Annotated in this window: 23 protein-coding genes; 1 reads left to right on the top strand and 22 read right to left on the bottom strand. The window is 40.2% G+C overall.

What is annotated here, in order from left to right:
• Positions 1–224: 224 nt before the first annotated feature.
• The 12 genes from QS39_RS05320 to pbp2b all read right to left on the bottom strand — a co-directional run bounded on the left by QS39_RS05320 (position 225) and on the right by pbp2b (position 12,395).
• Entirely contained in the window at positions 225–1,106 is an 882-nt protein-coding gene (locus QS39_RS05320; protein ID WP_307877694.1) for a DivIVA domain-containing protein, read from the bottom strand.
• Between the two features lie 8 nt (positions 1,107–1,114).
• Positions 1,115–1,900 carry a YlmH family RNA-binding protein gene (locus QS39_RS05315; RefSeq protein ID WP_142761243.1) on the bottom strand — a complete coding sequence of 262 codons (786 nt, stop codon included), beginning with the start codon at positions 1,898–1,900 and terminating at the stop codon, positions 1,115–1,117.
• A complete protein-coding gene (locus tag QS39_RS05310) occupies positions 1,897–2,160 on the bottom strand; it encodes a YggT family protein (RefSeq protein WP_077804833.1) in 264 nt (87 codons plus the stop codon). The genes QS39_RS05315 and QS39_RS05310 overlap by 4 nt, the downstream gene beginning before the upstream one ends.
• Entirely contained in the window at positions 2,160–2,699 is a 540-nt protein-coding gene (locus tag QS39_RS05305; protein WP_049531827.1) for a cell division protein SepF, read from the bottom strand. The genes QS39_RS05310 and QS39_RS05305 overlap by 1 nt, the downstream gene beginning before the upstream one ends.
• A gap of 9 nt (positions 2,700–2,708) precedes the next feature.
• A complete protein-coding gene (locus QS39_RS05300; protein ID WP_077804832.1) occupies positions 2,709–3,380 on the bottom strand; it encodes a YggS family pyridoxal phosphate-dependent enzyme in 672 nt (223 codons plus the stop codon).
• A 4-nt stretch (positions 3,381–3,384) separates the two neighbouring features.
• A complete protein-coding gene (gene ftsZ / locus QS39_RS05295; RefSeq protein ID WP_077804831.1) occupies positions 3,385–4,644 on the bottom strand; it encodes a cell division protein FtsZ in 1,260 nt (419 codons plus the stop codon).
• Between the two features lie 16 nt (positions 4,645–4,660).
• Positions 4,661–6,034 carry a cell division protein FtsA gene (gene ftsA / locus QS39_RS05290; protein WP_000090384.1) on the bottom strand — a complete coding sequence of 458 codons (1,374 nt, stop codon included), beginning with the start codon at positions 6,032–6,034 and terminating at the stop codon, positions 4,661–4,663.
• A gap of 219 nt (positions 6,035–6,253) precedes the next feature.
• Positions 6,254–6,958 (bottom strand): YwaF family protein, encoded by a 705-nt coding sequence (locus QS39_RS05285; RefSeq protein WP_077804830.1) that lies wholly within the window; start codon positions 6,956–6,958, stop codon positions 6,254–6,256.
• A gap of 94 nt (positions 6,959–7,052) precedes the next feature.
• On the bottom strand, positions 7,053–8,426 hold the full coding sequence (locus QS39_RS05280; protein WP_077804829.1) for a UDP-N-acetylmuramoyl-tripeptide--D-alanyl-D-alanine ligase: 1,374 nt from the start codon (positions 8,424–8,426) through the stop codon (positions 7,053–7,055).
• Between the two features lie 84 nt (positions 8,427–8,510).
• The gene (locus QS39_RS05275; RefSeq protein WP_077804828.1) at positions 8,511–9,554 is read right to left on the bottom strand and encodes a D-alanine--D-alanine ligase; all 1,044 of its coding nucleotides are present in this window, start codon (positions 9,552–9,554) and stop codon (positions 8,511–8,513) included.
• A gap of 176 nt (positions 9,555–9,730) precedes the next feature.
• On the bottom strand, positions 9,731–10,327 hold the full coding sequence (recR, locus tag QS39_RS05270) for a recombination mediator RecR (protein WP_000966739.1): 597 nt from the start codon (positions 10,325–10,327) through the stop codon (positions 9,731–9,733).
• Positions 10,328–10,337: 10 nt separating this feature from the next.
• On the bottom strand, positions 10,338–12,395 hold the full coding sequence (pbp2b, locus tag QS39_RS05265; RefSeq protein ID WP_077804827.1) for a penicillin-binding protein 2B: 2,058 nt from the start codon (positions 12,393–12,395) through the stop codon (positions 10,338–10,340).
• 193 nt (positions 12,396–12,588) lie between these two features.
• On the opposite strand from pbp2b, the gene QS39_RS05260 reads away from it, so the two are divergent.
• Positions 12,589–13,440, top strand: a complete 852-nt coding sequence (locus QS39_RS05260; protein WP_077804826.1) for a MurR/RpiR family transcriptional regulator — start codon at positions 12,589–12,591, stop codon at positions 13,438–13,440.
• Between the two features lie 61 nt (positions 13,441–13,501).
• On the opposite strand, the gene QS39_RS05255 is transcribed toward QS39_RS05260, so the two are convergent.
• From QS39_RS05255 to QS39_RS05210, 10 genes are all read right to left on the bottom strand, one after another.
• Positions 13,502–13,852, bottom strand: coding sequence for a type II toxin-antitoxin system RelE/ParE family toxin (locus tag QS39_RS05255; protein WP_077804825.1), 351 nt, complete (start codon positions 13,850–13,852; stop codon positions 13,502–13,504).
• A complete protein-coding gene (gene relB / locus QS39_RS05250) occupies positions 13,842–14,129 on the bottom strand; it encodes a type II toxin-antitoxin system RelB/ParD family antitoxin (protein ID WP_000233903.1) in 288 nt (95 codons plus the stop codon). The genes QS39_RS05255 and relB overlap by 11 nt, the downstream gene beginning before the upstream one ends.
• A gap of 96 nt (positions 14,130–14,225) precedes the next feature.
• Positions 14,226–15,110 (bottom strand): ROK family protein, encoded by an 885-nt coding sequence (locus QS39_RS05245; RefSeq protein ID WP_077804824.1) that lies wholly within the window; start codon positions 15,108–15,110, stop codon positions 14,226–14,228.
• Between the two features lie 17 nt (positions 15,111–15,127).
• Entirely contained in the window at positions 15,128–16,045 is a 918-nt protein-coding gene (locus QS39_RS05240; RefSeq protein ID WP_077804823.1) for a dihydrodipicolinate synthase family protein, read from the bottom strand.
• 172 nt (positions 16,046–16,217) lie between these two features.
• Positions 16,218–16,862 carry a YesL family protein gene (locus QS39_RS05235; RefSeq protein WP_077804822.1) on the bottom strand — a complete coding sequence of 215 codons (645 nt, stop codon included), beginning with the start codon at positions 16,860–16,862 and terminating at the stop codon, positions 16,218–16,220.
• A gap of 19 nt (positions 16,863–16,881) precedes the next feature.
• Entirely contained in the window at positions 16,882–17,334 is a 453-nt protein-coding gene (locus QS39_RS05230) for a NanQ anomerase/TabA/YiaL family protein (protein WP_077804821.1), read from the bottom strand.
• Positions 17,335–17,605: 271 nt separating this feature from the next.
• On the bottom strand, positions 17,606–18,445 hold the full coding sequence (locus QS39_RS05225) for a carbohydrate ABC transporter permease (protein WP_001192010.1): 840 nt from the start codon (positions 18,443–18,445) through the stop codon (positions 17,606–17,608).
• A 15-nt stretch (positions 18,446–18,460) separates the two neighbouring features.
• Positions 18,461–19,327, bottom strand: coding sequence for a carbohydrate ABC transporter permease (locus QS39_RS05220; RefSeq protein WP_162489574.1), 867 nt, complete (start codon positions 19,325–19,327; stop codon positions 18,461–18,463).
• Positions 19,328–19,548: 221 nt separating this feature from the next.
• Entirely contained in the window at positions 19,549–20,877 is a 1,329-nt protein-coding gene (locus tag QS39_RS05215; RefSeq protein ID WP_077804819.1) for an ABC transporter substrate-binding protein, read from the bottom strand.
• 114 nt (positions 20,878–20,991) lie between these two features.
• A complete protein-coding gene (locus tag QS39_RS05210; protein WP_077804818.1) occupies positions 20,992–21,690 on the bottom strand; it encodes an N-acetylmannosamine-6-phosphate 2-epimerase in 699 nt (232 codons plus the stop codon).
• Positions 21,691–21,848: the final 158 nt, after the last annotated feature.

The raw sequence follows: 21,848 nt of genomic DNA, 5'->3' as shown, positions 1-21,848 counted from the left end.
TAAAAACCACGACTGCCAAAAAGGACGAAAATCGTGGTACCACCTTTATTCAGAAAAAGATTTAGTCTTTCTCCCTCTTATCCCGTAACGTGGGGAACGTCAAATCTTACTAGCTTCAGACTTGAGTTTTTGAGAGGATAATCTTATCAATAGGGATTACAGGACTCACACCATCTCCTGCTCGCTGGAAATATAAGGATAAGATATTGTTCTCAGAATATTTCTTATAAAATTGTAACGGATTCTTGCGGTGCTTCAAATCCTGGTGCTGAATCAAACGTTTCTGTAGCTGGTGTTGGACCTGTCGGATGCACTGGAGCTACTTCTGGTTCTTCATACATTGGACCAACTGGATGAGCTGGTTCTTCTTCAATTTGAGGACTCACTACAGGAGTTGGGTTTTCCACTTCCTGTTTAGCTTGAGCTTCAAATTCAGCCAATTCTTTATTGGCTGCCTCAATACGAGCCTGTAACTCTGTCATTTCTTCTTGAGAAAATTGACGTGTCATATCAATTGGTTCTTCCTCAATTGGAGCTGGAATCGGTTCTCCAAGTACTTCGCTAACCACTTCTTTAAAGGCTTCATCACTTGTCTGAAGATAAGTAGCTGTTGGACGAAGAATATCTTCCCAATCTGAAGATTCAACAATAGCCAACTGACTCTCAATTGTAGATTTAAGACGTTGGTGGAAGACACGACTCTTGTTCTTCAATTCTTCGGTTTCAACAGCAACTTTCTTAGCATTATCAGCTGCCTGACGAAGAATTTCATTTGCCTTGTATTTTGCTTCTTCCAATAATCGATGTGCATCCTGTTCAGCTTGATGAATAATATTATTTGAACGATCGTGTGCTGTTTGTTTCACTCTCTCAGCTGTATCTTGGGCAATCAATACAGACTGGCTCAACGAATCTTTCATCTCATCAAAGTAAGACAAACGCTCTTCCAAATTTTTAATATGTAAATCCTTATCATGATTAGAACGAACCAAATCTTCATAATCACGAACTACAATATCTAAAAATTCATCTACTTCTTCTGGATCAAAACCTCTAAAACGTGTGCTAAAGGTTTTATCTTTGATTTCTAACGATGTAATTGGCATATTTTTCCTCACTTACTTAATAATAACTGGACTGTTATTTTTTTCTTCTCTTTTTTAGTTTGTCCCTTATCTTGAAGCAACCTCAAACGCCCAAATTTTCTCACACTAATCAAGTCTCCAACTTGAACAGTATAATCTGATTTGTCTACCACATGATAATTTACTTGGACAAGTTTCTTGTCAATCAACTGGTTTGCTTGATTTCTAGATAGTTTCAAAACATTTGATAAAAGAACATCTAATCTAAAACTAGACACGCATAAATCCAGCTCTCTATACTGTTCTAGCTTATCTATTTTCTCGGTGAAAGGACGTTCCTCCAGCGAAACGGGTATACGGCCAATTTTCTTTAATCCATCTTGAAAGAGAAGAAGAAACTGCTGATTAATCATAATCTGCGCCCGTTCTTCATCTACTAGGATATCTCCAAAAAGTTTCCGTTCAATTCCCAATTGATTGATGACTGTCCCTAAAATCTTAGCATGCGTTAAGTGTTCAAATTTATTGGAATACACTATTTCCTGGAGAGATATTTCAAAATCTGAAAACTCTGGCTGAAAATAATCTGGATATAATAAAACTCGAACATACTCACTCGAGACGAATTCCCCACTACTGCTACAAGCAAGACCATAGGTCTTGGCCAAAATTTTTAATAGCTTCTCCTGATGAGGATTGATAAAAGGAGTTAAAAAAGGAGCATAGCTATCTTCTACCTTCTTTATCCATTCCATTCCCTTATCAAGAAAGGGACGATCTTCTATGGAGAAATGCTGGTAAATCCCTTTATTCATCCTATCATCGCCAGAAAACGGACTAGGTTTTCTCCTAAAAATCGAACCAAAACAATCGCAACCCAAACAGATAAATCAAGACCCGCTATCTGTAAAGGCAGGCGTTGTAAAGGAGCAAGCACTGGTTTTACCAATGCTACAATCCAACGACCTAAACTTGATTCGTAGGCACCTGGAAACCAAGACATGACAGCAAAGGCCACCAAAATCAGGGAGTAAAAATCCACTGCATTATAAATCAGACGAATTAAAAAAATCATCATCGTACTCTATTTCGTCTCATATCAAAATCAAACTCACCCTGTTGATCTTCATCTGGTAAACGAATATCTTCAACATTTACAATAACATTCACTGGTGTCAACAGGTACATGGTAGAAGCTACCTTTTTCAAATTTCCAGCTAGAACATGGCAAGCTCCATCCAGATAATCTAAACAACGACGAGCTTGCACTTCAGTCATATATTGAAAATCAATCAAAATACTTTCGTTTCCTGCTAATAAATCAACAATTTCTATCGCATCTTCATATTTTCTAGGATAACGAACATCAATTGTTACTTTTTCAGTAGAATGCTGATTTTGCTTTGCTAACTCTTGTTGACGTGCATGCAGTCTAGTAATATTATTTTCTTTTGTACCACTTGTGCTTGGTGTTTGATTCGTTGAGAGAGCCTTTTCCTGTGTAGAATTTACTGGAGTTAAAATGGGCTCATCTCGTTTTTCATTAGGGAGACTTAAATCCTCATCCTCCGTAAAATAATCTATAAATCTATCGAATCTATCTTTTAAAGACATGGTTCTCTCCTACTTAAAAAATGCTGTACCTATGCGAACAAAGGTGGAACCGAATTGAATCGCTTCTTTATAATCACGACTCATTCCCATGCTTAAGTCGGTCATAGGCATATTTGGAATTTGTTTTTCTTGGATTTCTTTTTGTAAATCTTGGGTCGCCTTGAAAATTTCTTTCAACTGCTCACTGCTAGCCTCAAAAGGTGCCATCGTCATTAAACCAACATATTCAATCTTATCTAGTTTGGCTAACTCTGGCAAGATTTCCAGCAGTTCCTCTCTCGAAAATCCGTGTTTACTTTCTTCTTTAGAAATATTTACTTGAAGGAAACACTTGATGACTCGGTCACTTCTTTTTTGGATTTCCTCTGCTAGCTTTACTGAATCCAATGCATGGAAATAATCAACGTATTGAATGACATCTTTCACCTTACGTCTTTGCAAGGTCCCAATCAAATGCCAAGTCACATCTCGATCTTTTAAAGCTTGATATTTCTCTAGAAACTTATCTACACGATTTTCACCGATATGATGAACCCCTAGCGGAAGCAAGGCTTCCGCTGTCGGTACATCTACATACTTGGTAACTGCAATGACAGAGACTGAGCCACTCTCGCGATGAGCACTCAGACTTGCTTCTGCGACTTCTCGAAAAACACGTTCTGTATTTTCTTTTACATTCATTTACTTAACGATTTTTGAAAAATGGAGGTGTATCCAACTCATCTTCATCTTGTGAATTTGGAATTTCAAAACGTTCTACCGGTGACACTACTGAATCAGTCGGACGAACAATTGTCTCGCGACGTAAATCCCAATCACCAAAAGCAGATCCTTGAGCTTGTTCCAAGCGACGTTGATTTTGTTTTGGCAATTCAGCTGTTTCTGCCATATCAAAATGACGATCAAAGCCATGTGAATGTGCTGATTTCACTGTCTCACGGTAGTTAGTAGTAGGTCTAGCTTGTGGAGCTACTACCTTTTCTACGCGGTCTTGACGAACACCCGTTGCAACAACTGTTACACGGATCTCATCACGCATACTTTCATCAATTGAAGTACCGAGCCAGATGTTTACTCCTTGTCCTGCTGCCTGGTTCACAATTTGTGAAGCCTCTTCTGCCTCAATCAAGGTTAAGTCAAGACCACCAGTTACGTTGACAATCACATCTTCTGCTCCATCAATTGTTGTTTCAAGAAGTGGAGAGTAAATTGCCTTACGTGCTGCTTCCACCACACGTTCTTCTCCACTACCGATACCAATACCCATAAGAGCATTCCCTTTATTTGCCATAACTGTTTTCACATCGGCAAAGTCAAGGTTAATCAATCCTGGGTTGGTAATCAAATCGGTAATTCCTTGAACACCTTGACGAAGAACGTTATCTGCCTCGCTAAGAGCTTCAAGAAGTGGAGTTTTCTTATCAACAATTTCAAGCAAGTTGTTGTTTGAGATAATCAATAAAGTATCTACATGCTCACGCAGTTGATTGATTCCTTCTACAGCAAATTGTCCACGTTTGCTTCCTTCAAAACCAAACGGACGTGTTACAACACCAACTGTAAGAGCACCTAAATCTTTAGCGATACGAGCAATAACAGGAGCAGCTCCAGTTCCAGAGCCTCCTCCCATACCAGCAGTGATGAAGACCATATCTGCGCCACTGATAGCTTCCGTCAGTGTTTCTTCGCTTTCTTCAGCAGCTTTACGACCAACCTCAGGTTGACCTCCTGCACCCAAACCACGAGTCAATTTAGGTCCCAACTGAATAACAGTCTCAGCTTTTGTACTACTCAATGCTTGTACATCTGTGTTTGCTGCGATAAATTCTACGCCTGTAACACCTTCGTCGACCATACGGTTGATGGCATTGCCACCACCTCCACCGACACCAATTACTTTAATCACTGCACCTTGAGCAGCAGCTGTATCAAATGAAAATGTCATAATTTATTTTTCCTCTTTATTCGTCAAACATGCTTCCGATCAAGCCACGGAAACGATCTGCTAATTTCGGTTTATTTTGTGAAGCTTGTTGGAAATCCGCCATTGGTTCTGTAGGCGCCACCGGCTCTACTTCTGGAGCAGGGGCTGGTTGAACAGGCGTTGATTGTACAAACTGAGCTGTTTTCTGAATCATTCCCCCAAAACTAAGCGGTTGTTGGAATAATCCTTCATCACCCTTGACTGCTCGTTGAGCCAAGAGATGTACTTCTGTCAATTGTCCCGCGAATTCTGATAGACTAATCACATGCGCAAAGGCTGGATTACGAATTCCAACTTGGTTTGGAACATAAAGCTTGACACGAACACCAAAAACTTCTTGAGCAAGCTCCACAATACCCGGTAAAATAGCCGTTCCACCAATCAAAACAATGCCACCAGGAAGATCCAATAAATGTCTTCTGTCTAAGTCTTGTTTGATTTGTTCAAAAATATGCTTAATACGTGCAGAAATAATTTCTGACAAGTAATTTTCTGTTACTTCAACAGGTTCTACTTCCCCGATCACTTCGACTTGGAATGTTTCTTTACTTGCGAGAGGAGGATAAGCCTCTCCATAGTTTAATTTCAAACCTTCGGCTAGTTTCTGTGATGTCTTCAAGACTTTAGAGATATCCTTAGTTACATAATCTCCGCCTTCTTGGAGAATATTGGTAAACTGGAGTTCTTGGTTACGAATTGTAGCGACAGTCGTTTGACCTGCCCCCATATCAATCACTGTAGCACCAAATTCACGTTCACCTTCATTCAAAATAGATTGAACCATTGCTAGTGGTGAAATAATAATATTTTCAACCTGAACACCTGCACGTTCAACTGTCTTACGTAGGTTATGTAAAATAGTGCGAGGACCTGTATAAAGTAAACCACGCATTTCAAGGCGAACCCCCATCATACCACGTGGGTCACGAATCCCTTGAAAACCATCCACAATAAATTCCTCAGGAATGAATGTGATAACTTCACGATCAGGTGTCATACTCTTTGTCAAAGCTGATTTGACAACATTCTCGACATCTTGATCCATAATTTCCTTGGTATCAGATGTTACTGGAATCATTCCTTGAGTTGGTTCTACCTGTAAGAGATTAGCTGGTAAACCAACATTCACTGATTTAATTGAGATGCCTGCTTTTTCTTCTGCTTGGGAAATTGCTGATTTGATAGCAGTTGCTGCTGCATCAATATCAACAATAATTCCATCCTTTACACCTTTACTTTTGGCATTACTCACGCCAATTACATTTAATTCACCATTTCTCTGCTCAGCTACAAGCACCTTGACAGAGCTTGTTCCAATATCTAGACCTGTAAAAAAGCCTTCTCTAGCCATTACATCGCATCCTCTCTATCTTCCAAGTTTCTAACTTCGTAATATTCAATAGCTAAACGTAGGCATAGCTATTCACAGAATATTATAACACAAAAAATCTCATCGTGCTCAGTTTTTTCCTAAATTTACCAGCCAATTTTTTAGTTTTTCTGTTCAGAAATTCATTCACTGTAAACTTTGTCAACAATCTGTCTATTGTACAAAAAAGAAAGCTCATTTCTAAGCTTTCTTTGCAATCATTTTTTCTGCTTCTTGTTCTAAAAATAGTTCCAAAATTTTCTTTGTCAACGTAATCGCCGCTGACAAGGCCAGGGAAACGATTAAATAATTAGCTACTAAGCCGTGATCTCCAACCAATGGCGGTTTTGTCAAAAATCCATAATCGCCACCTGTTACCAAATTGACCACAAAAATCAAGGCATTTAGTCCAAAGGTCATAAGAAAAATTCCTTTCACATCTAGCATTCTCGCATCGTACTGTCTCAAGAGATAAACTAGAGAGTTCCCCAAGAGAGCTAAGTGGCCAAAGATAAAGGATAAAATGGCAATATGCGGGAATGGATAAGGATCTGGCACTGGATAAACAAAGGCAGCTAATGTCCCAAATGTTCCTAGTAATGCAAAATACTGCCTATATTTAGACTGACCAGGAAGCAAGAGCACCACAAACATAGCCATACGGCAATGGTAAAAGGGTAAACTTTCTGACAGTGGCATATGATTGACCCCATACCAACCATAAAGAAGGATTAACTGAACGGCCTGCAAGATTTGGAAAAATCGTTGGTAAACCTTCTTTTCACGATAACGATAGGCTGTATAGAAGGTCAAGGCCAAGAGTGTAAATATACTGACATACCAATAAAGATCAAACTTGGGTGGCTCTGTTGCTTGGGTCGTAAAAAAAATATCCCATAAATTCATCTAGTATTCCTCATGATTCAAAATTTTCCTGCATTTTATTATACCATGCTATTTGTCAAAAATGAATTTAGAAATACGTAAATGTTTGACAAAATCACTTGTCTTCATTTTCTAAACTTTCTACCAACTTGGCTAGGTTCATAGAGTTAGAGCCTTTGAGCAAGATTTGGTCATTAGCTCCTAGACTTTCCTTAACCTGCTTAACTAGGTCTTCAAATTGGTCTTGATCTTCTGTTTTCTTGAAGTAGTAAACGTGGCCGATTGGGAACATTTGACTGGCAAGTTGGGCCAATTCAGCAATATCTTCTCCATAGAAAATAACGGTATCCAGCACATCTGGAGAAAGGCTCAAAATCATCTGGTTATGAAGTTGAACAGACTGGTCACCAAGTTCCTTCATATCCGCCAAGACAGCGATTTTTTTGCCACCTTCATTAGCTGGAATGGCAGAGAAAGTCTCTAAAATCAGCTTCATAGCAGTTGGATTGGCATTGTAAACATCTGATAGGATATCTGCTCCATTGGCTGCTTTCTTCCACTCGGTACGGTTACGCGTCAATTCAAGTTTTTGGAAGGCCTTATGAATTTGTTCCTCAGTCACTCCTTCTTGCAAGGCAACATAGGATGCAATCATAGCATTAGTGGCATTGTACTTACCAGTCACTGGCAAATCAAGGACTTGTTCCAAGAAATTAGCCTTAAATGTCAGACTATCCTTGCGCTCAACCAAGTCTGTGATTTCCAACTCTGCCCCTTGCCCAAAACGAACCACCTTTTTATCAGTTGGCAAGTAGTCCTCTACAATCGAGTCAGCTGGCGCTAAAAGCAAGGAACCAGGTGCCATCCCGTCTGCAATTTGCATTTTTCCTTTAGCAATCTCAGAACGGTCTTTGAAAAAGGCCAAATGGGCTTCTCCAACCAAGGTCACGATGGCTGTTTTTGGACGAGCCAATTCAGACAAGAGATGAATATCGCCCAAGTGATCCTGCCCCATCTCCAAGACCAACTTTTCTGTTCCTTCAGGCATATGGAGAACTGTGTAAGGAAGACCAATCTCATTATTGTAGTTGCCTTGTGTTTTGTAAGTTTTGTAGGTTGTTGATAGCAAGTGCGCTAACATATCCTTGGTCGTTGTTTTACCATTTGAACCCGTAACCGCAAAGACATCAACAGTCGTTTTTTCAAGATAGTAGGCTGCTAGTTGCTGAAAGGCAGTCAAGACATCATCTACTAGAATATAGGGATGATTTGCAACCTCTTTCTCAGACAGGGTTGCAGCAGCGCCATTTTCGAAAGCTGTTTCGATAAAGTCATGACCATCACGCGCACCCTTGAGGGGCACAAATAAATCTCCTGTCGCAATTAAGCGACTGTCAAACTCAGCTTTTTCTAACTGGGTGTCCTCAAAGATACTGACATCATTTTTAGCTCCTACAACTTGAGCCACTTCATGGATTGTTAATTTCATTTCTACTCCTTTAAAAAGGGCTGAAGTCCGAGAACTCTGATCACCTTGCAGTGATGGTTCTGGCTCCTACCCTCTCTTTTATTTTTATAGCAAATGCGCTTCGCGCTTGTCAAAACTTTCCTTGGCAAGATCCACCAAACGCTCGATTAGTTCTGGGTAGCTGATTCCCATATTGTCCCAAAGTAGTGGGTACATAGACCACTGGGTGAAACCTGGCATGGTATTGAGTTCATTTAGGAAGATTTCTCCCTTATCTGTATAGAAGAAATCACAACGAGATAGACCTAAACCACCAATCGCACGGAAGGCAGTTTCTGCATTTTGACGCATGACAGCTACCACATCATTACTGATTTTAGCTGGGATATCCATGGTAATCTTGTTGTCAATATACTTGGCATCGTAGTCATAAAAGGCAACATCCTTGACTACTTCTCCTGGTAGCGTGCTTTTGACATCGTAGTTTCCTAGTAGACCAACCTCGATTTCACGGGCATTTACCCCTTGCTCAACCAAGACACGACTGTCATATTGGAAGGCAAGTTTCAAAGCTTGACGGAGTTCCTCTTGGTTTTCAGATTTGGAAATACCGACACTAGAACCCATGTTTGACGGCTTAGTGAAGACTGGATAAGTCAATTTTTCTTCCACTTCAGCGATTTTAGCAGTCACATCATCCCCTTCAACGATAGCCACATAAGGAACTTGGGCAATACCAGCAGATTCCAGAACACGCTTGGTCGTGATTTTATCCATGGCAAGACTAGATGACAAGATATTACAGCCGACATAAGGCATTTTCAAAACTTCAAGGAAACCTTGAACAGAGCCATCTTCTCCCATCGGACCGTGAAGAACTGGAAAGACAACTGCCCCTTCTTCGTAGATGGCACTTGGTACAACTTTCTTATCCCAATCAATGGTCGCATTGGTCATGAGACGGTCCTCTTGACCTGGAGTCTGACTAAATTCCTGCGTTTTGATAAAGTCACCTGACTGACTGATAAAGAAAGTCTTGACTGTGAAACGGTCGTAATTGACCGCACTCATGACACTTTCCGCTGAAAGGACAGAGACTTCGCGTTCCGCACTCCGTCCACCATATAAAAGAATAATCGTTTGTTTCATATTATTTGTCCTAATTCTACTAGAATACTCGCTCTTTAGTATATCATATTTGCTTGTTTTTTTAAAACTTGAACCTGCTCCTACTCATCACACTATACAAAAAGAGGCCGATATGAACGATTTTCAGCCTCCTTGATTTTTTTATAAATGAATGGAGTTCGTAAATTTGTCTACACTTACAACTCTGTTCGATTTTCAATAGCCCGTAAGAGGGTCACTTCATCCGCATACTCGATATCTGCTCCCACAGCGAGGCCTCGTGCCAGACGCGTAACCTTGATCCCAGCTGGCTTGAGTAAGCGGGAAAGATACATGGAAGTCGCTTCCCCATCTGCTGTGGCATTGGTTGCTACGATTACCTCTGAAACTTCACTATCCATAAGACGAGTCATAAGGCTCTTGAGATTGATATCGTCTGGACTGATACCATTCATAGGAGAAATAAGACCATGTAAGACATGGTAAAGTCCGTGGTATTCCTGAATATTTTCCATGGCAGCGACATCGCGGCTATCCTCCAGGACCAGAATCGTAGACTGATCACGGCTAGGATCGGTACAGATAGAGCACGGGTCTTCATCTGTTAATCGTCCACAAATAGAGCAATAGGTCAATTCTCGCTTGGCTGCAAGAAGATTTTTTGCAAATTCATTGACGTCGTCATCCGGCATTCCAATAGTATAAAAGGCCAGTCGAGTTGCTGTCTTAATCCCAATACCAGGAAGTTTGGAATAACTGTCAATCAGCTTGGCAATGGGTGTTGGATAAAGCATAATTTCCTTTCTAGTTCATTGGATGGTATTTTTGATACAGATTGATAATGTCACGCGCAATTGCTGGCCCAACATTTTTGGTTAAATTGGTATTATGAGGAAAGACTACTGCAACTGCAATTTGAGGATTTTCTGTTGGAGCATAGGCCACGGCATTGGTATTATTAGCTTCTTGACCACCAGCTACATAGCTTTCACCTGTACCGGTCTTACCACTGATAGAAACAGTGGCGCCATCTGAAAACGCCCGTCCTGTCGTAAGGGGACTAGTTCCATGCGATACTTGGTAAAATCCTTGGTGCAAGATACTCATATCGGAGTCGGATATATTGACCTTATTCATCTCTGTCGGTTGCAGTTGCTGAATCAAGTCACCCAGTCCTCCCTTATCATTATTACCATAAATGCCTTCAACAATACGAGGAGCCACACGAACACCATCATTTGCAATAGTTGCTACATACTGAGCCAACTGCATGGGCGTATAGTTATCAAACTGCCCAAAGGCATTGGTGATGTAATTAGCAAAGCTATACTCTTTGGGAACAAATCCAGTAGATTCATCTGGTAGGTCAATTCCGGTCGCAGCCCCCAAGCCATATTCGCCAAAGGTCGCACGAAGTTTTCCCATAGCTGTTTCCAAATTGCTGGTTCCAACAAACATATTTGGTTGATAGGTCTGGCCCATGATTCCAAGAGCGGTTTGAACCATGTAAGCATTGGATGAATACTCCAAGGCTTCCACAGCTGTAATAGGAAAAGATCCATATGCCAATTTATACCAAGAATAAATTGGAGCTGAACCTTGGAAAACAATAGGCTGATCTGTTAAGGTTTGGTTTCCTGATAAAACACCATTTTCCCAACCTGAGCTGATGGTAGCGGCCTTAACAACCGAACCTGGGACAAAGACATTGGTTACCGTTCCCAAGGAATCAGGAGTCAACTCTCCCGTTTTCAGGTCATGTTTGAGTCCTGACATAGACAAAACAGCACCTGTTTTGGGGTTAAGGGCGACTGCATACACACCCTCAGAATACTTGGCTCCACCATTTCCTAGCTCGGAATTGAAATAACTTTTCAGCAAAGCATCCACGCTATCTTGGAAGGCCAAATCAATGGTCAGTTTGATATTGTTTCCCTTACTACCTTCCTCAATTGTGTCCACGCTTTCCATATTGCCATATTTATCCAGATGGATTTCTTTTACCGAGCGTTTCCCTTGTAAGGTCTCTTCATATTGCTTTTCCAAATAGGAGGTTCCAACACGGTCATTTAGAGAATAGCCTTTTTTAAGATAGGCTTCTGCTTCTTCCGCTGGGAGACCAGCTTTTTCACTGGATACACTCCCTACTATAGAAGAAAGGGAAGTTTCCAAAATCTTTCGATCCCAAGAAGTAGAAATACTAATGCCAGGCATCTCCTTTGAAATAGAGGCAATAACAGCTACCTGAGAATCATTTAGAGGATCTGTCGCAATGGTTCCTGTCGCAAAGTTTCCAACAGCATTTAACTGACTAAAAAGATAGATTTCTTTCTTTTCATCCTCTGTATAGTTTAGTTGACTTGTTGGGACACTATCGACCGCATTGTTATACAGTTCTGATTCGGATAGGCGATTGCCATCTGAATCCAAGCGTTTCTCACTTGGGAGAGCTTCCACTGTTTTTTTATAGATTTCAGGATCAGCCAAATAGTAATCAGCCAGCTGGCGTTCTGTCAAATTTGGCGAACTGATGCTCACATAAGTCAGTAACTTTTTAGCTATTTCTTTTAAGTCTGTAGCCGTCATTTTATTGCTACGCGTAAAGGAAACAACCTGTTTTAACGTATTTTCTACCAAAGGTTTTCCACTAGCATCATAGATTTCCCCACGGGCAGAACTGGTTGTGACCTTGGTCTGACTAGCTGAGGCTAGCTTTTTTTCGTAAAAATCCTTGTTCAAAACCTGCATATACAACAAACGACCAATAATGGTCATAAAGAGTAAAATGACGATTGAAAACAATAAATTAAGCCGAATCGGAATCGAATGGCTGTTAAATTTTCTCATACAAATCAGTCTCATTTCTAACTTAAAATCTTACTCTTAATTGTACCACAATTTGAGTAGAAAATTATGGAAAAGTAAGAAGCTTTTTTTCGTTTTTACAGTAAGATACGTTTTTATTTATCCATCCCTATATTATATGTTATAATGAATGTAAAAGTTCAATAATCTAGTCTTTTTCCAACACGACTCATTTAAAGGAGCCTTCCCTATGGACAAACCAGATATCGCAACTGTCATTGATTCACATTTTGAAGAAATGACAGACCTAGAGCAAGAAATCGCTCGCTATTTTTTACAAGCAGAAACCATTCAAGATGACCTTTCCTCCCAACAGGTCACTCAAAAATTACATATCTCCCAGGCTGCTCTGACCCGCTTTGCTAAAAAGTGTGGCTTTACTGGCTACCGAGAATTTATTTTCCAATACCAACATCAGGCAGAAAATCAAGCCAACCAAGTCTTCAAGCACAGTCCACTGACCAAACGAGTCCTCAGAAGCTATAGCAATATGAGGGAACAAACACAAGACTTGATTGACGAAGTCCAACTAGAACGAATTGCCCAATTAATCGAAGATGCTGAGCGTGTCTACTTCTTCGGAACAGGGAGTTCTGGCCTTGTCGCTCGTGAAATGAAATTACGCTTCATGCGTCTGGGCGTGGTCTGCGAAGCTTTAACCGATCAAGACGGCTTTGCTTGGACAACCAGCATTATGGATGAAAATTGTCTCGTACTTGGTTTCTCACTTTCTGGCGCAACTCCCTCTATTTTAGACAGTTTATTAGACGCCAAGGAGATGGGGGCAAAGACTGTACTCTTTTCAAGTGTTCCCAATAAAGATAGTCAGGCCTACACAGAGACTGTTCTTGTAGCAACCCACAGCCAGCCTTCCTATATCCAACGAATATCCGCTCAACTTCCTATGCTCTTCTTTATCGATTTGATTTATGCCTACTTTTTGGAAATCAATCGCGAAAGCAAGGAAAAAATCTTTAATAGCTACTGGGAAAATAAAAAACTCAACGGCTATCGTAGACAAAAACGTGTCAGAAAATCCTAGTTTGGCTGAGCCAAACTAGGATTTTTATTCATCACCAAACATACCTCTTCAAGATTATGAATTAGTCATATCTTGACTTAGTCTTGAATAATTTCATGTAATCACTTTTTGAAGGGAGTAAATAAGCAAGTCTGACGGTATCCTCAACAATTGTATATAATACGATGTAATCCTTACTCAAGGTCAATCCTCGCGTTTGGTAGCGAGGATCTAATTTCTTACCAAATTTTTCATCGGCATCAAATCCAGCTTGGGGGAAAATTTCTAGCCGATTAATATCTTTTCTGATACTCGCCACTTTTCGTCTCGCAGCCTCTACAGAACAGATTTCCTCTGCTATATACTGATATATTTTATCCAAACTATCGATCACTCTAGGAGAATACAAAATCCTATATTTTTTATAATCCATAGCGTGTCACGACATCCTCATCTGTCAAGTAATTTCCAGCCTCAATTTTGGCATAACTTTCTTGAACTTCTGCTTGTAATTGTCTAAACAAATACTCCTTCTCTAATTCCTCTTCACTCAGTAAATCTACTTCATTTGTTACGGCAACATTCTTTAAAAATAATCTAAGTGCTGATGAAAGAGAGAGATTTTTTTCTTTTAACACTTCCATGGCATCATTTACTAATTCTCTATTAGCTTGGAAGGTCACAATTTTATTTGAATTCGCTATAACCATTTTATATAACTCCATTATATATTTTATTTATTATCTCACAATTATAAAGAAAGTCAAGGGAACTTGATTAGAAAATCCTAGTTTGGCTGGGCCAAACTAGGATTGTTTTGTTTTAAAGTGATAATAAGCACCCAACATACCTGCCGTATTTTGGTGATGGGCAAATTCTAATCGTGTTTTTTCCGCTAGGCTTGGTACCAAAGCCTCTTTCAAGGCTGTGCGGATCTTGGGTTTGAGGATAGCCTCTTGTCCCATGATACCACCACCGAGAATGACTACTTCTGGATTGGCCACATAGCAAATATTTGCCAGACCTTTTCCTAGATAGTCTACCATGCGGTCAATACCAGCCATACAAATCTTGTTGCCTTCAGTGGCTTCCTTAAAGATGCGTCGGCCATTCCACTGATCAACTGGATCTCCATGACCTGCTGCTACATACTCCACCAAGGCTGTTGTAGAAGCCAAATCTTGGAACGCTCCATCCTGCATATGCATATAACCAACTTCACAGGCCGAATTGCTAAATCCATGGAAGACTTTCCCATCCATAATCAAACAACCACCGATACCGGTTCCAATGGTCAAGCAAAGGGTGACACTCGCTCCCTTACCTGAACCAGATACCGCTTCAGCCAGACCTGCACAGTTGACATCATTTTCAATCTCACAAGGAATAGCAAAGCTAGTCTCGATTTCCTTCTTGAACTGGGTTCCTGCATAGTTAGGGATTTGCGGTCCAGCGTAGAAAATCTCACCCTTATCTGGATCCACCATTCCTGCAGAAGAAATGGCAACACCTGCTACTGGGCCTTTTTCTAAATAGCTGGCTACAATATCTTTGGTTTTTTGTAAGATATGAGGTCCACCCTTATGCGCCTCTGTTGGCATTTCATGCGATTCAACAAGTTGTCCTTCTTGGTCAATCAAACCATATTTGATATTTGTTCCACCGATATCAATTGCAACGTAGTGTGTCATAAATACCTCCTTATGGATTAGAGGAAGCGCTCCTTGGTTTCACGAATCAAGGCTGCAGCTGCTTCTACAACTGGACGATCTTCTTCAGTCACTGGTGTCAATGGTGAACGAACAGAACCAATATTCAAGCCTTCATTGATCTTCAAGACTTCTTTAATGACACCATACATATTTCCATGTGCAGAAGTGAGTTTACCAATGATAGCGTTGATAGCATACTGTAATTCACGCGCTGTTTCCAAGTCTTTATCAGCAATCAACTGATTGAGTTTCAAGAAGAGTTCTGGCATAGCACCATAAGTACCACCGATACCAGCCTTAGCACCCATGAGGCGTCCTCCTAGGAACTGCTCATCTGGACCATTAAAGACAATACGGTCTTCTCCACCAAGGCTCACAAAAGTTTGGATATCTTGAACTGGCATAGAAGAGTTCTTCACACCGATAACACGTGGATTCTTCAACATTTCTGTGTAAAGGCTTGGAGTCAAAGCAACCCCTGCCAATTGAGGAATGTTGTAAATCACGTAGTCTGTGTTTGGAGCTGCAGAACTGATATCGTTCCAATATTTAGCAACTGAGTATTCTGGCAAGCGGAAGTAAATTGGTGGAATCGTTGCAATGGCATCTACACCCAAGCTTTCAGCATGACGAGCCAGTTCCATACTATCTTTGGTATTGTTGCAAGCAACGTGAGCAATGATGGTCAATTTACCTTTGGCAACTGCCATGACTTCTTCCAAAATCAACTTGCGGTCTTCAACACTTTGGTAGATACATTCACCAGAAGAACCATTGACATAAAGACCTTGAACACCTTTATCAAGGAAGTATTGAACCAAGGCACGCGTACGCTCTGGACTTACTTCTCCTTGATCATCATAACATGCGTAGAAGGCTGGAATGACACCTTCATATTTTTTTAAATCTGACATAGATTTTCTCCTAAGATTTCTTTTTTTCTGCTAACAGCAGGATTTATTCTTTACGTGTTTAGTATACACCTTGTGAAAAACGCTTTCAACATCTTGTGTACACTTAGATTTTAGTTTCAATATGATTTTTGAAATATTTATGGCTTGAAAGTAGTTTCATAGACAAGCCATTCTATTGGTATTTTGCGAAAATTTTCTCCATCAATCCAGTCTGAATAAAGACCAAGAGTCCAAACCCAAAAAGCAGGAAGGCTGAGCCACCTAAAAGCAAACTGAAGGCGGACAGATAAAGAACCATCACAATGAGAAAGAGAATGGCTAACATGAGGAAGAACCAAGGAAAGTTAAAACTTGCCAAGATAAGTCCTTTTTGTAAGACTTCTTTCCAAGTCAAATCATAGCGTGCAGCGATGGGATAGCTAGCCAACATCACGACAGTGAGGAAGATAAGAACGCCTAGACAGATAGCTTTCACCATTTGGAAAGGCATAGCTGTCTGACCCCAGAAGAGATAGAGGTCTAAAAGACTCAACAAAACAATGCCCAACTCTAGCAAACCTAATTGGAAACCCAATTTCAGATTTTGCTTGAAAGCTCTTAGATAGATTCTAAAGACAGGCACACGTCTGCTCTTCTTAATCTCAAACATAGTCTCGTAGAGGCTAATTTTAGCCACTCCAATCGTCACGATGGGCAAACAAGAGACAACAAAAAGAAGATTGGCTGTCACGATATCCAAGACCTTCTCACTAAAACGCATGAGAAAGTTATCTGTATCAAATGCTGCCTTGATAAGGCTTACTCCTTTTTGTGCCATGTTTGCTCCTCCTGATTTTTTAATCAATCAAAATTTTAAAGAGATATTTACGAACCTTCTCTTCCATACCTGCATAGCCATTTGGCTGGTGTGGTTCTCCTGGGAAGAAAATCGCAAAATTGTGATAACCCAACAAGAGTGGGTAGTCTTCATGACAATGAACAAAGCCAATGTCACTCGCTTCGTCGAATGCTACTGCTTCATCTTTGATACGTGAACCGTAGCTCGAATATTCATGTCCTTCCACCAGCAAATGCAAATCTGCATAGTTCTTATGATGCTCAAATTGATCATTTTCAGCTTGATTGAGGACATTTTCCTGAACAACTAGAAAGACCTTGTCCCCGTCAATCTCATACTTACCTAGTTCAAATGAAGCTTTACGATGTTGGTAGAGATAGTCGATAGCCTTGTCTAGATTGGGATGAATCCCTTTGTAAAAGGTGATGTTTTTCAAATCGTCAAAAATCATACTCTTTCCTTCGTTTCTGATAGTTAACTAAAATCATTCTTAAGTTTATAAGTGTCTAACAAAATCTCCAAGGTAAGAAAATACCCAACATTTTGTAGACACTTATAATCTCTATATTCTCTAAATCTATAAAATATATTTCTGTATCTTGATAGATTGATTTTCCTATACTCAATGAAAATTGAAGAACAAACTAGGAAGCTAACCGCAGGCAATACTTAAGTATGGCAAGGTGACGCTGACGTAGCTTGAATTCGATTTTCGCAGAGTATTATCCTTTAACAGCTCCCATAGTAATACCTTGTGTGAAGGATTTTTGGAAGACAAGGAAGACTGTTACGATTGGCACGGCTGCAAGAGCTGCACCTGCCATGATCAAACCATAGTTGGTTGCCATTTCAGCCTGCATGGTCGCAACCCCAAGTGAGATGGTCAAGTTTTGACGTGAAGTCAACATAACCAACTGCATGAAGTAGTCGTTCCATGTATTGATGAAGGTGAAGATTGCAAGGGCTGCAAATCCTGGTTTCACAATTGGGAAGGCTACGCTCCAGAAAGTACGAATCTCACCACAACCGTCAATTTTAGCTGATTCAAGCAACTCTGTTGGGATATTTTCGCTGAATTGTTTCATGAGGAAGACCCCAAATGGCCATCCAATCAAAGGCAAGATAACCGCCCAAAGAGTGTCATGAATTCCCATGAAGTTGACGATACGTACCAATGGTACAAGGACAACTTGTTTTGGAAGAGCCATAGCAGCGATGAAGATGGCAAATAGGATACGTTGACCATAGAAACGTTTTTTAGCCAATACATAACCTGCTAGAGAAGAGGTTGCACAGACTAAGAACATGGTTACCAATGAGATAAACACAGAGTTCCACATCCACTGCATAGCAGGGTTTTGCACCATAAGTTGTTGGAAGTTTTCCATGGTTGGCATTTTAGGGAACCACTGAGGAGGAATAACGATTGTATCAGGTTGTGATTTGAATGCCCCTGTCAAAATCCAGTAGAATGGAAAGATAAACAGCACGGTCAACAAGAGCAAGATAATAGTTGAAATAACAGTGAAAGCTGTTAAAGGTTTTTTTTCTGTAGATTGCATAGCTGTCTCCTTTCTTTAGTATTCTACGTCGTTTCCAAGTACTTTAAATTGAACAAAGCTTACGATCGCAATCATGACTGCCAAGAAGACACCAATTGTGTTGGCATAGCCGTATTCTGTCAATTGGAAGGCTTTCTCGTAAAGGTAGTACATAAGTGTACTTGTTGAGTAGTTTGGACCACCAGATGTCAAAAGCTGAATTAAGGCAAAACACTGGAATGAGTTGATTGTTGTAATGATTGCAATGTAAAGAGTTGTTGGAAGAAGGCTAGGCCATTTAATCTTCCAGAAAACTTGAAACTCAGTTGCACCGTCAACACGCGCCGCTTCAACCAGTGAATTGTCAATATTCCCCATAGCAGCGATATAAAGGATAATCGGCTGACCAACTGAAGTTGTCAAAAGAATAATCATAATCGCCATCAAAGCCCAGTGTTTGTCTCCCAGCCAAGAAATGTTCTGGCTGATGATATGACTTGACTTGAGGACAAAGTTTAGAATCCCTGATAGTGGGTCATAGATCCATTTCCAAACAACTGTTACGGCAACACTACCTGTTACAACAGGAAGGAAAAAGACAAAGCGATAGAATGATCTAGCGATAGCATTTTGGTGATAGGTTTGCGATGCTACAAAGAGTGAGAATAGAACAACAACTGGCACAGATCCAATAACCAGGATAACCGTGTTGATCAAAGACTTCATAAAGACAGGGTCTTTAAACATACGGATATAGTTGTTTAAGCCTACAAACTCAAAGTTTGTCATAGAGTAATTAAAGAAACTTGTAATGAATCCCATCACCATAGGAGCCAATACAAAGATGACAAAGAAGAACAACACTGGTGCTAGGAAAGCATAGGAAATCACTGTTTCCCGCATACGAATTTTATTGACTTTCACAGTCGGCACCTCTCTTTCAAATAGAATAATTTTTTGACTTTCTTGAACTGTTTTAAAATCAAAATGAAATTTTTTAAGATTCGCTTATGTAAGAACTTCATTTTAATTTCGTGACAGTTCCTTACATTTCAAACAAAATCCTCCCTTTTCTTACATAGACTATGCACAGGGAAAAGGGAGGGATCAATCTGATTTAGTGCTTATTGTTTTGTAGCTTTTTTAATTGTTTCGTTAGCTTTTTCAGTGAAGGCTTTCAAAGCATCCGCTGGTTTTTCGTCACCATTTGATACAGATTGCAACATTGGGAACCAAAGTGTTCTCATTTCAGCAAAACCATTGATAGTGTTGTAGTATGGTGAGTAGTATTTAGTCCAACCACTGATTGTTTCCATACGTTTGTCTTCATAAAGTTTGCCAAATGAAGTACGAACTGGGAAGGCACCTGTACGAACAACGTCTTTTGGACCCCATTCTTTATCATCCGCAATAAATTGGATGAATTTCTTAGATGCTGCAACTTTCTTGTCGTCTTTGTTGTTGAATACTGCAAATCCGTTTACAAGGTATTCAAGAGCTGGTTTGCCTGAATCTGATGGGAATGGTACTTCTACTACTTCTACTTTACTTGCTTCCAAGAGTTTAGCTTGGATACCGTTTTGAGCTGGTGCCCAAAGGATTGTGTAAGATGTTTGACCGTTGGCAAAGTTTTGGATATCTGCTCCACCGTCAAATTGTGAACCGTTGTTCAACAAACCGTCTTTGATCCAGCTAGCTGCTTTTTCAAGACCTTTGACGAATTTAGGATCATCAGTTGTATATTTTGTTACATCTTTATCTGTTACAGAACCGCCGTAAAGGTTTGAGATGAAGGCACGTGTTCCTTGGTCTCCCCCTTGACCAGAACTGAACAATGAACCTGGTGTATATCCTTTATCTTTAAGCGCTTTCAAAACTTTTTCAAAGTCATCAGTTGTCCAACCTTCTTTTACAAGGTTTGCAACTCCAGCTTCTTCCAACATTTTCTTGTTCATAGCCATGTAGAATGGAGCTGAACTGATTGGATACATGTAGGCTTTATCTCCAGCCTTACTTGCTTGTACGATATTTTCATTGTTGACATCTTTGACAAACTCATCTGTGAAAATATCATTCAATTCAGCTAATTTACCATTTTTACCGTATTGGATGATACGTCCTGGTGCGTCAAAAAGTACGTCTGGAGCTGTCCCTGCTTCGATAGCTGTTGTGATTTTTTCAGGACCAGACTTGAAGTCGATGGTTTCCAATTTCACTTTTACATCTGGATTTGCTTTTTCAAAAGCTTCGATGATTGATTTTTCATATGTTCCAACACCGTCACCAGTTTTTTCTTGAGTGAAGACTGGGAATGCCCACCAAGTGATTTCTGTTTTTCCACTATCACTACCAGATTTTCCAGCATCTTTACTTCCACCAGAATTACCACATGCAGCAAGGCCAAGAATCGCAGCACCCGCAAGCACTGTACAAGCTAGTTTTCTAAATTTCATTTGTATTCTCCTAATTGATAAGCGTATCCATATTGGATAATGAGTAAGATTGCATTTGTATACGTTTTCATTTCATCCTACGCATCCACCACTCTCCTCTGTTTTTAAATTGTGTTATTTAAGACCAGCAACGAAGCGTTCTGTAATCTCTTTTGGTCTAGTAATAGCGCCACCAACAACGATACCTCGCACTCCGTATCCCAGGATTTGTTTGGCTTGTTCTGGTGTATGAATTTTCCCTTCTGCAATGACATCTACACCTGCATCACAGAGTTTTTTAATTAATTCAAAATCGGGACCATCCACTTTAGGACTGTAAGATGTGTATCCTGATAAGGTTGTTCCGACAAAGTCAATTCCTGCTTCTACAGCCGCTAGTCCTTCCTCAAAAGTACTTGTATCAGCCATCAAGAGCTGATGAGGATATTTCTCCTTAACCTGACGAATGAACTCTTGAATCTCTAAACCATCGTAGCGTTCACGCTTGGTACAATCCAGAGCAATCACCTCGATGTCCAGTTCTGCCAATTCATCAACTTCTTTCATAGTAGCAGTGATGAAGGGTTCTTGTGGTGGATAATCTCGTTTAATTATCCCAATGATTGGAAGGTTGGTAACCTCCTTGATTTCCTTAATATCGCGAACACTGTTTGCTCGGATACCGACTGCTCCACCTTGCTCAGCCGCTTTGACCAGCAAGGGAATGACTCCTCCCGCTTCTGTATAAAGCGGTTCGTGAGGAAGGGCCTGACAAGAAACGATGATTCCATCTTTGATTTGTGCAATCAAGGCTTCTTTAGTAATCTGTGGCATCCTCTTTCCTCCTTTTCTTTGTTCTTATGAGTTGATTATATATCATTTATGAAGCGCTTTCAATACTTTGTAGTAGGATAGATTACAGTTTCAAAAGTATTTTATAGAACAGCTGTTTCTGAAAGTAGTTTCAGGTAATATAAATATCCGTATATACA

Source organism: Streptococcus mitis, from assembly GCF_002005545.1.
GTDB classification, from domain to species: domain Bacteria; phylum Bacillota; class Bacilli; order Lactobacillales; family Streptococcaceae; genus Streptococcus; species Streptococcus mitis_I.
This window is presented reverse-complemented; position numbering and strand designations above follow the sequence as displayed.

Bases quoted from the DNA above. Each gene is read 5' to 3' on its own strand.
- ftsZ (WP_077804831.1), bottom strand. From the start codon at position 4,644: ATGACATTTTCATTTGATACAGCTGCTGCTCAAGGTGCAGTGATTAAA.
- recR (WP_000966739.1), bottom strand. From the start codon at position 10,327: ATGCTTTATCCAACACCCATTGCCAAGCTGATTGACAGTTATTCCAAA.
- QS39_RS05315 (WP_142761243.1), bottom strand. From the start codon at position 1,900: ATGAATAAAGGGATTTACCAGCATTTCTCCATAGAAGATCGTCCCTTT.
- QS39_RS05220 (WP_162489574.1), bottom strand. From the start codon at position 19,327: ATGCGGGAAACAGTGATTTCCTATGCTTTCCTAGCACCAGTGTTGTTC.
- QS39_RS05230 (WP_077804821.1), bottom strand. From the start codon at position 17,334: ATGATTTTTGACGATTTGAAAAACATCACCTTTTACAAAGGGATTCAT.
- QS39_RS05320 (WP_307877694.1), bottom strand. From the start codon at position 1,106: ATGCCAATTACATCGTTAGAAATCAAAGATAAAACCTTTAGCACACGT.
- QS39_RS05305 (WP_049531827.1), bottom strand. From the start codon at position 2,699: ATGTCTTTAAAAGATAGATTCGATAGATTTATAGATTATTTTACGGAG.
- QS39_RS05275 (WP_077804828.1), bottom strand. From the start codon at position 9,554: ATGAAACAAACGATTATTCTTTTATATGGTGGACGGAGTGCGGAACGC.
- QS39_RS05225 (WP_001192010.1), bottom strand. From the start codon at position 18,445: ATGCAATCTACAGAAAAAAAACCTTTAACAGCTTTCACTGTTATTTCA.
- ftsA (WP_000090384.1), bottom strand. From the start codon at position 6,034: ATGGCTAGAGAAGGCTTTTTTACAGGTCTAGATATTGGAACAAGCTCT.
- QS39_RS05210 (WP_077804818.1), bottom strand. From the start codon at position 21,690: ATGCCACAGATTACTAAAGAAGCCTTGATTGCACAAATCAAAGATGGA.
- QS39_RS05310 (WP_077804833.1), bottom strand. From the start codon at position 2,160: ATGATTTTTTTAATTCGTCTGATTTATAATGCAGTGGATTTTTACTCC.
- pbp2b (WP_077804827.1), bottom strand. From the start codon at position 12,395: ATGAGACTGATTTGTATGAGAAAATTTAACAGCCATTCGATTCCGATT.
- QS39_RS05235 (WP_077804822.1), bottom strand. From the start codon at position 16,862: ATGGCACAAAAAGGAGTAAGCCTTATCAAGGCAGCATTTGATACAGAT.
- QS39_RS05285 (WP_077804830.1), bottom strand. From the start codon at position 6,958: ATGAATTTATGGGATATTTTTTTTACGACCCAAGCAACAGAGCCACCC.
- QS39_RS05300 (WP_077804832.1), bottom strand. From the start codon at position 3,380: ATGAATGTAAAAGAAAATACAGAACGTGTTTTTCGAGAAGTCGCAGAA.
- QS39_RS05215 (WP_077804819.1), bottom strand. From the start codon at position 20,877: ATGAAATTTAGAAAACTAGCTTGTACAGTGCTTGCGGGTGCTGCGATT.
- QS39_RS05255 (WP_077804825.1), bottom strand. From the start codon at position 13,852: ATGGATTATAAAAAATATAGGATTTTGTATTCTCCTAGAGTGATCGAT.
- QS39_RS05245 (WP_077804824.1), bottom strand. From the start codon at position 15,110: ATGACACACTACGTTGCAATTGATATCGGTGGAACAAATATCAAATAT.
- relB (WP_000233903.1), bottom strand. From the start codon at position 14,129: ATGGTTATAGCGAATTCAAATAAAATTGTGACCTTCCAAGCTAATAGA.
- QS39_RS05240 (WP_077804823.1), bottom strand. From the start codon at position 16,045: ATGTCAGATTTAAAAAAATATGAAGGTGTCATTCCAGCCTTCTACGCA.
- QS39_RS05280 (WP_077804829.1), bottom strand. From the start codon at position 8,426: ATGAAATTAACAATCCATGAAGTGGCTCAAGTTGTAGGAGCTAAAAAT.
- QS39_RS05260 (WP_077804826.1), top strand. From the start codon at position 12,589: ATGGACAAACCAGATATCGCAACTGTCATTGATTCACATTTTGAAGAA.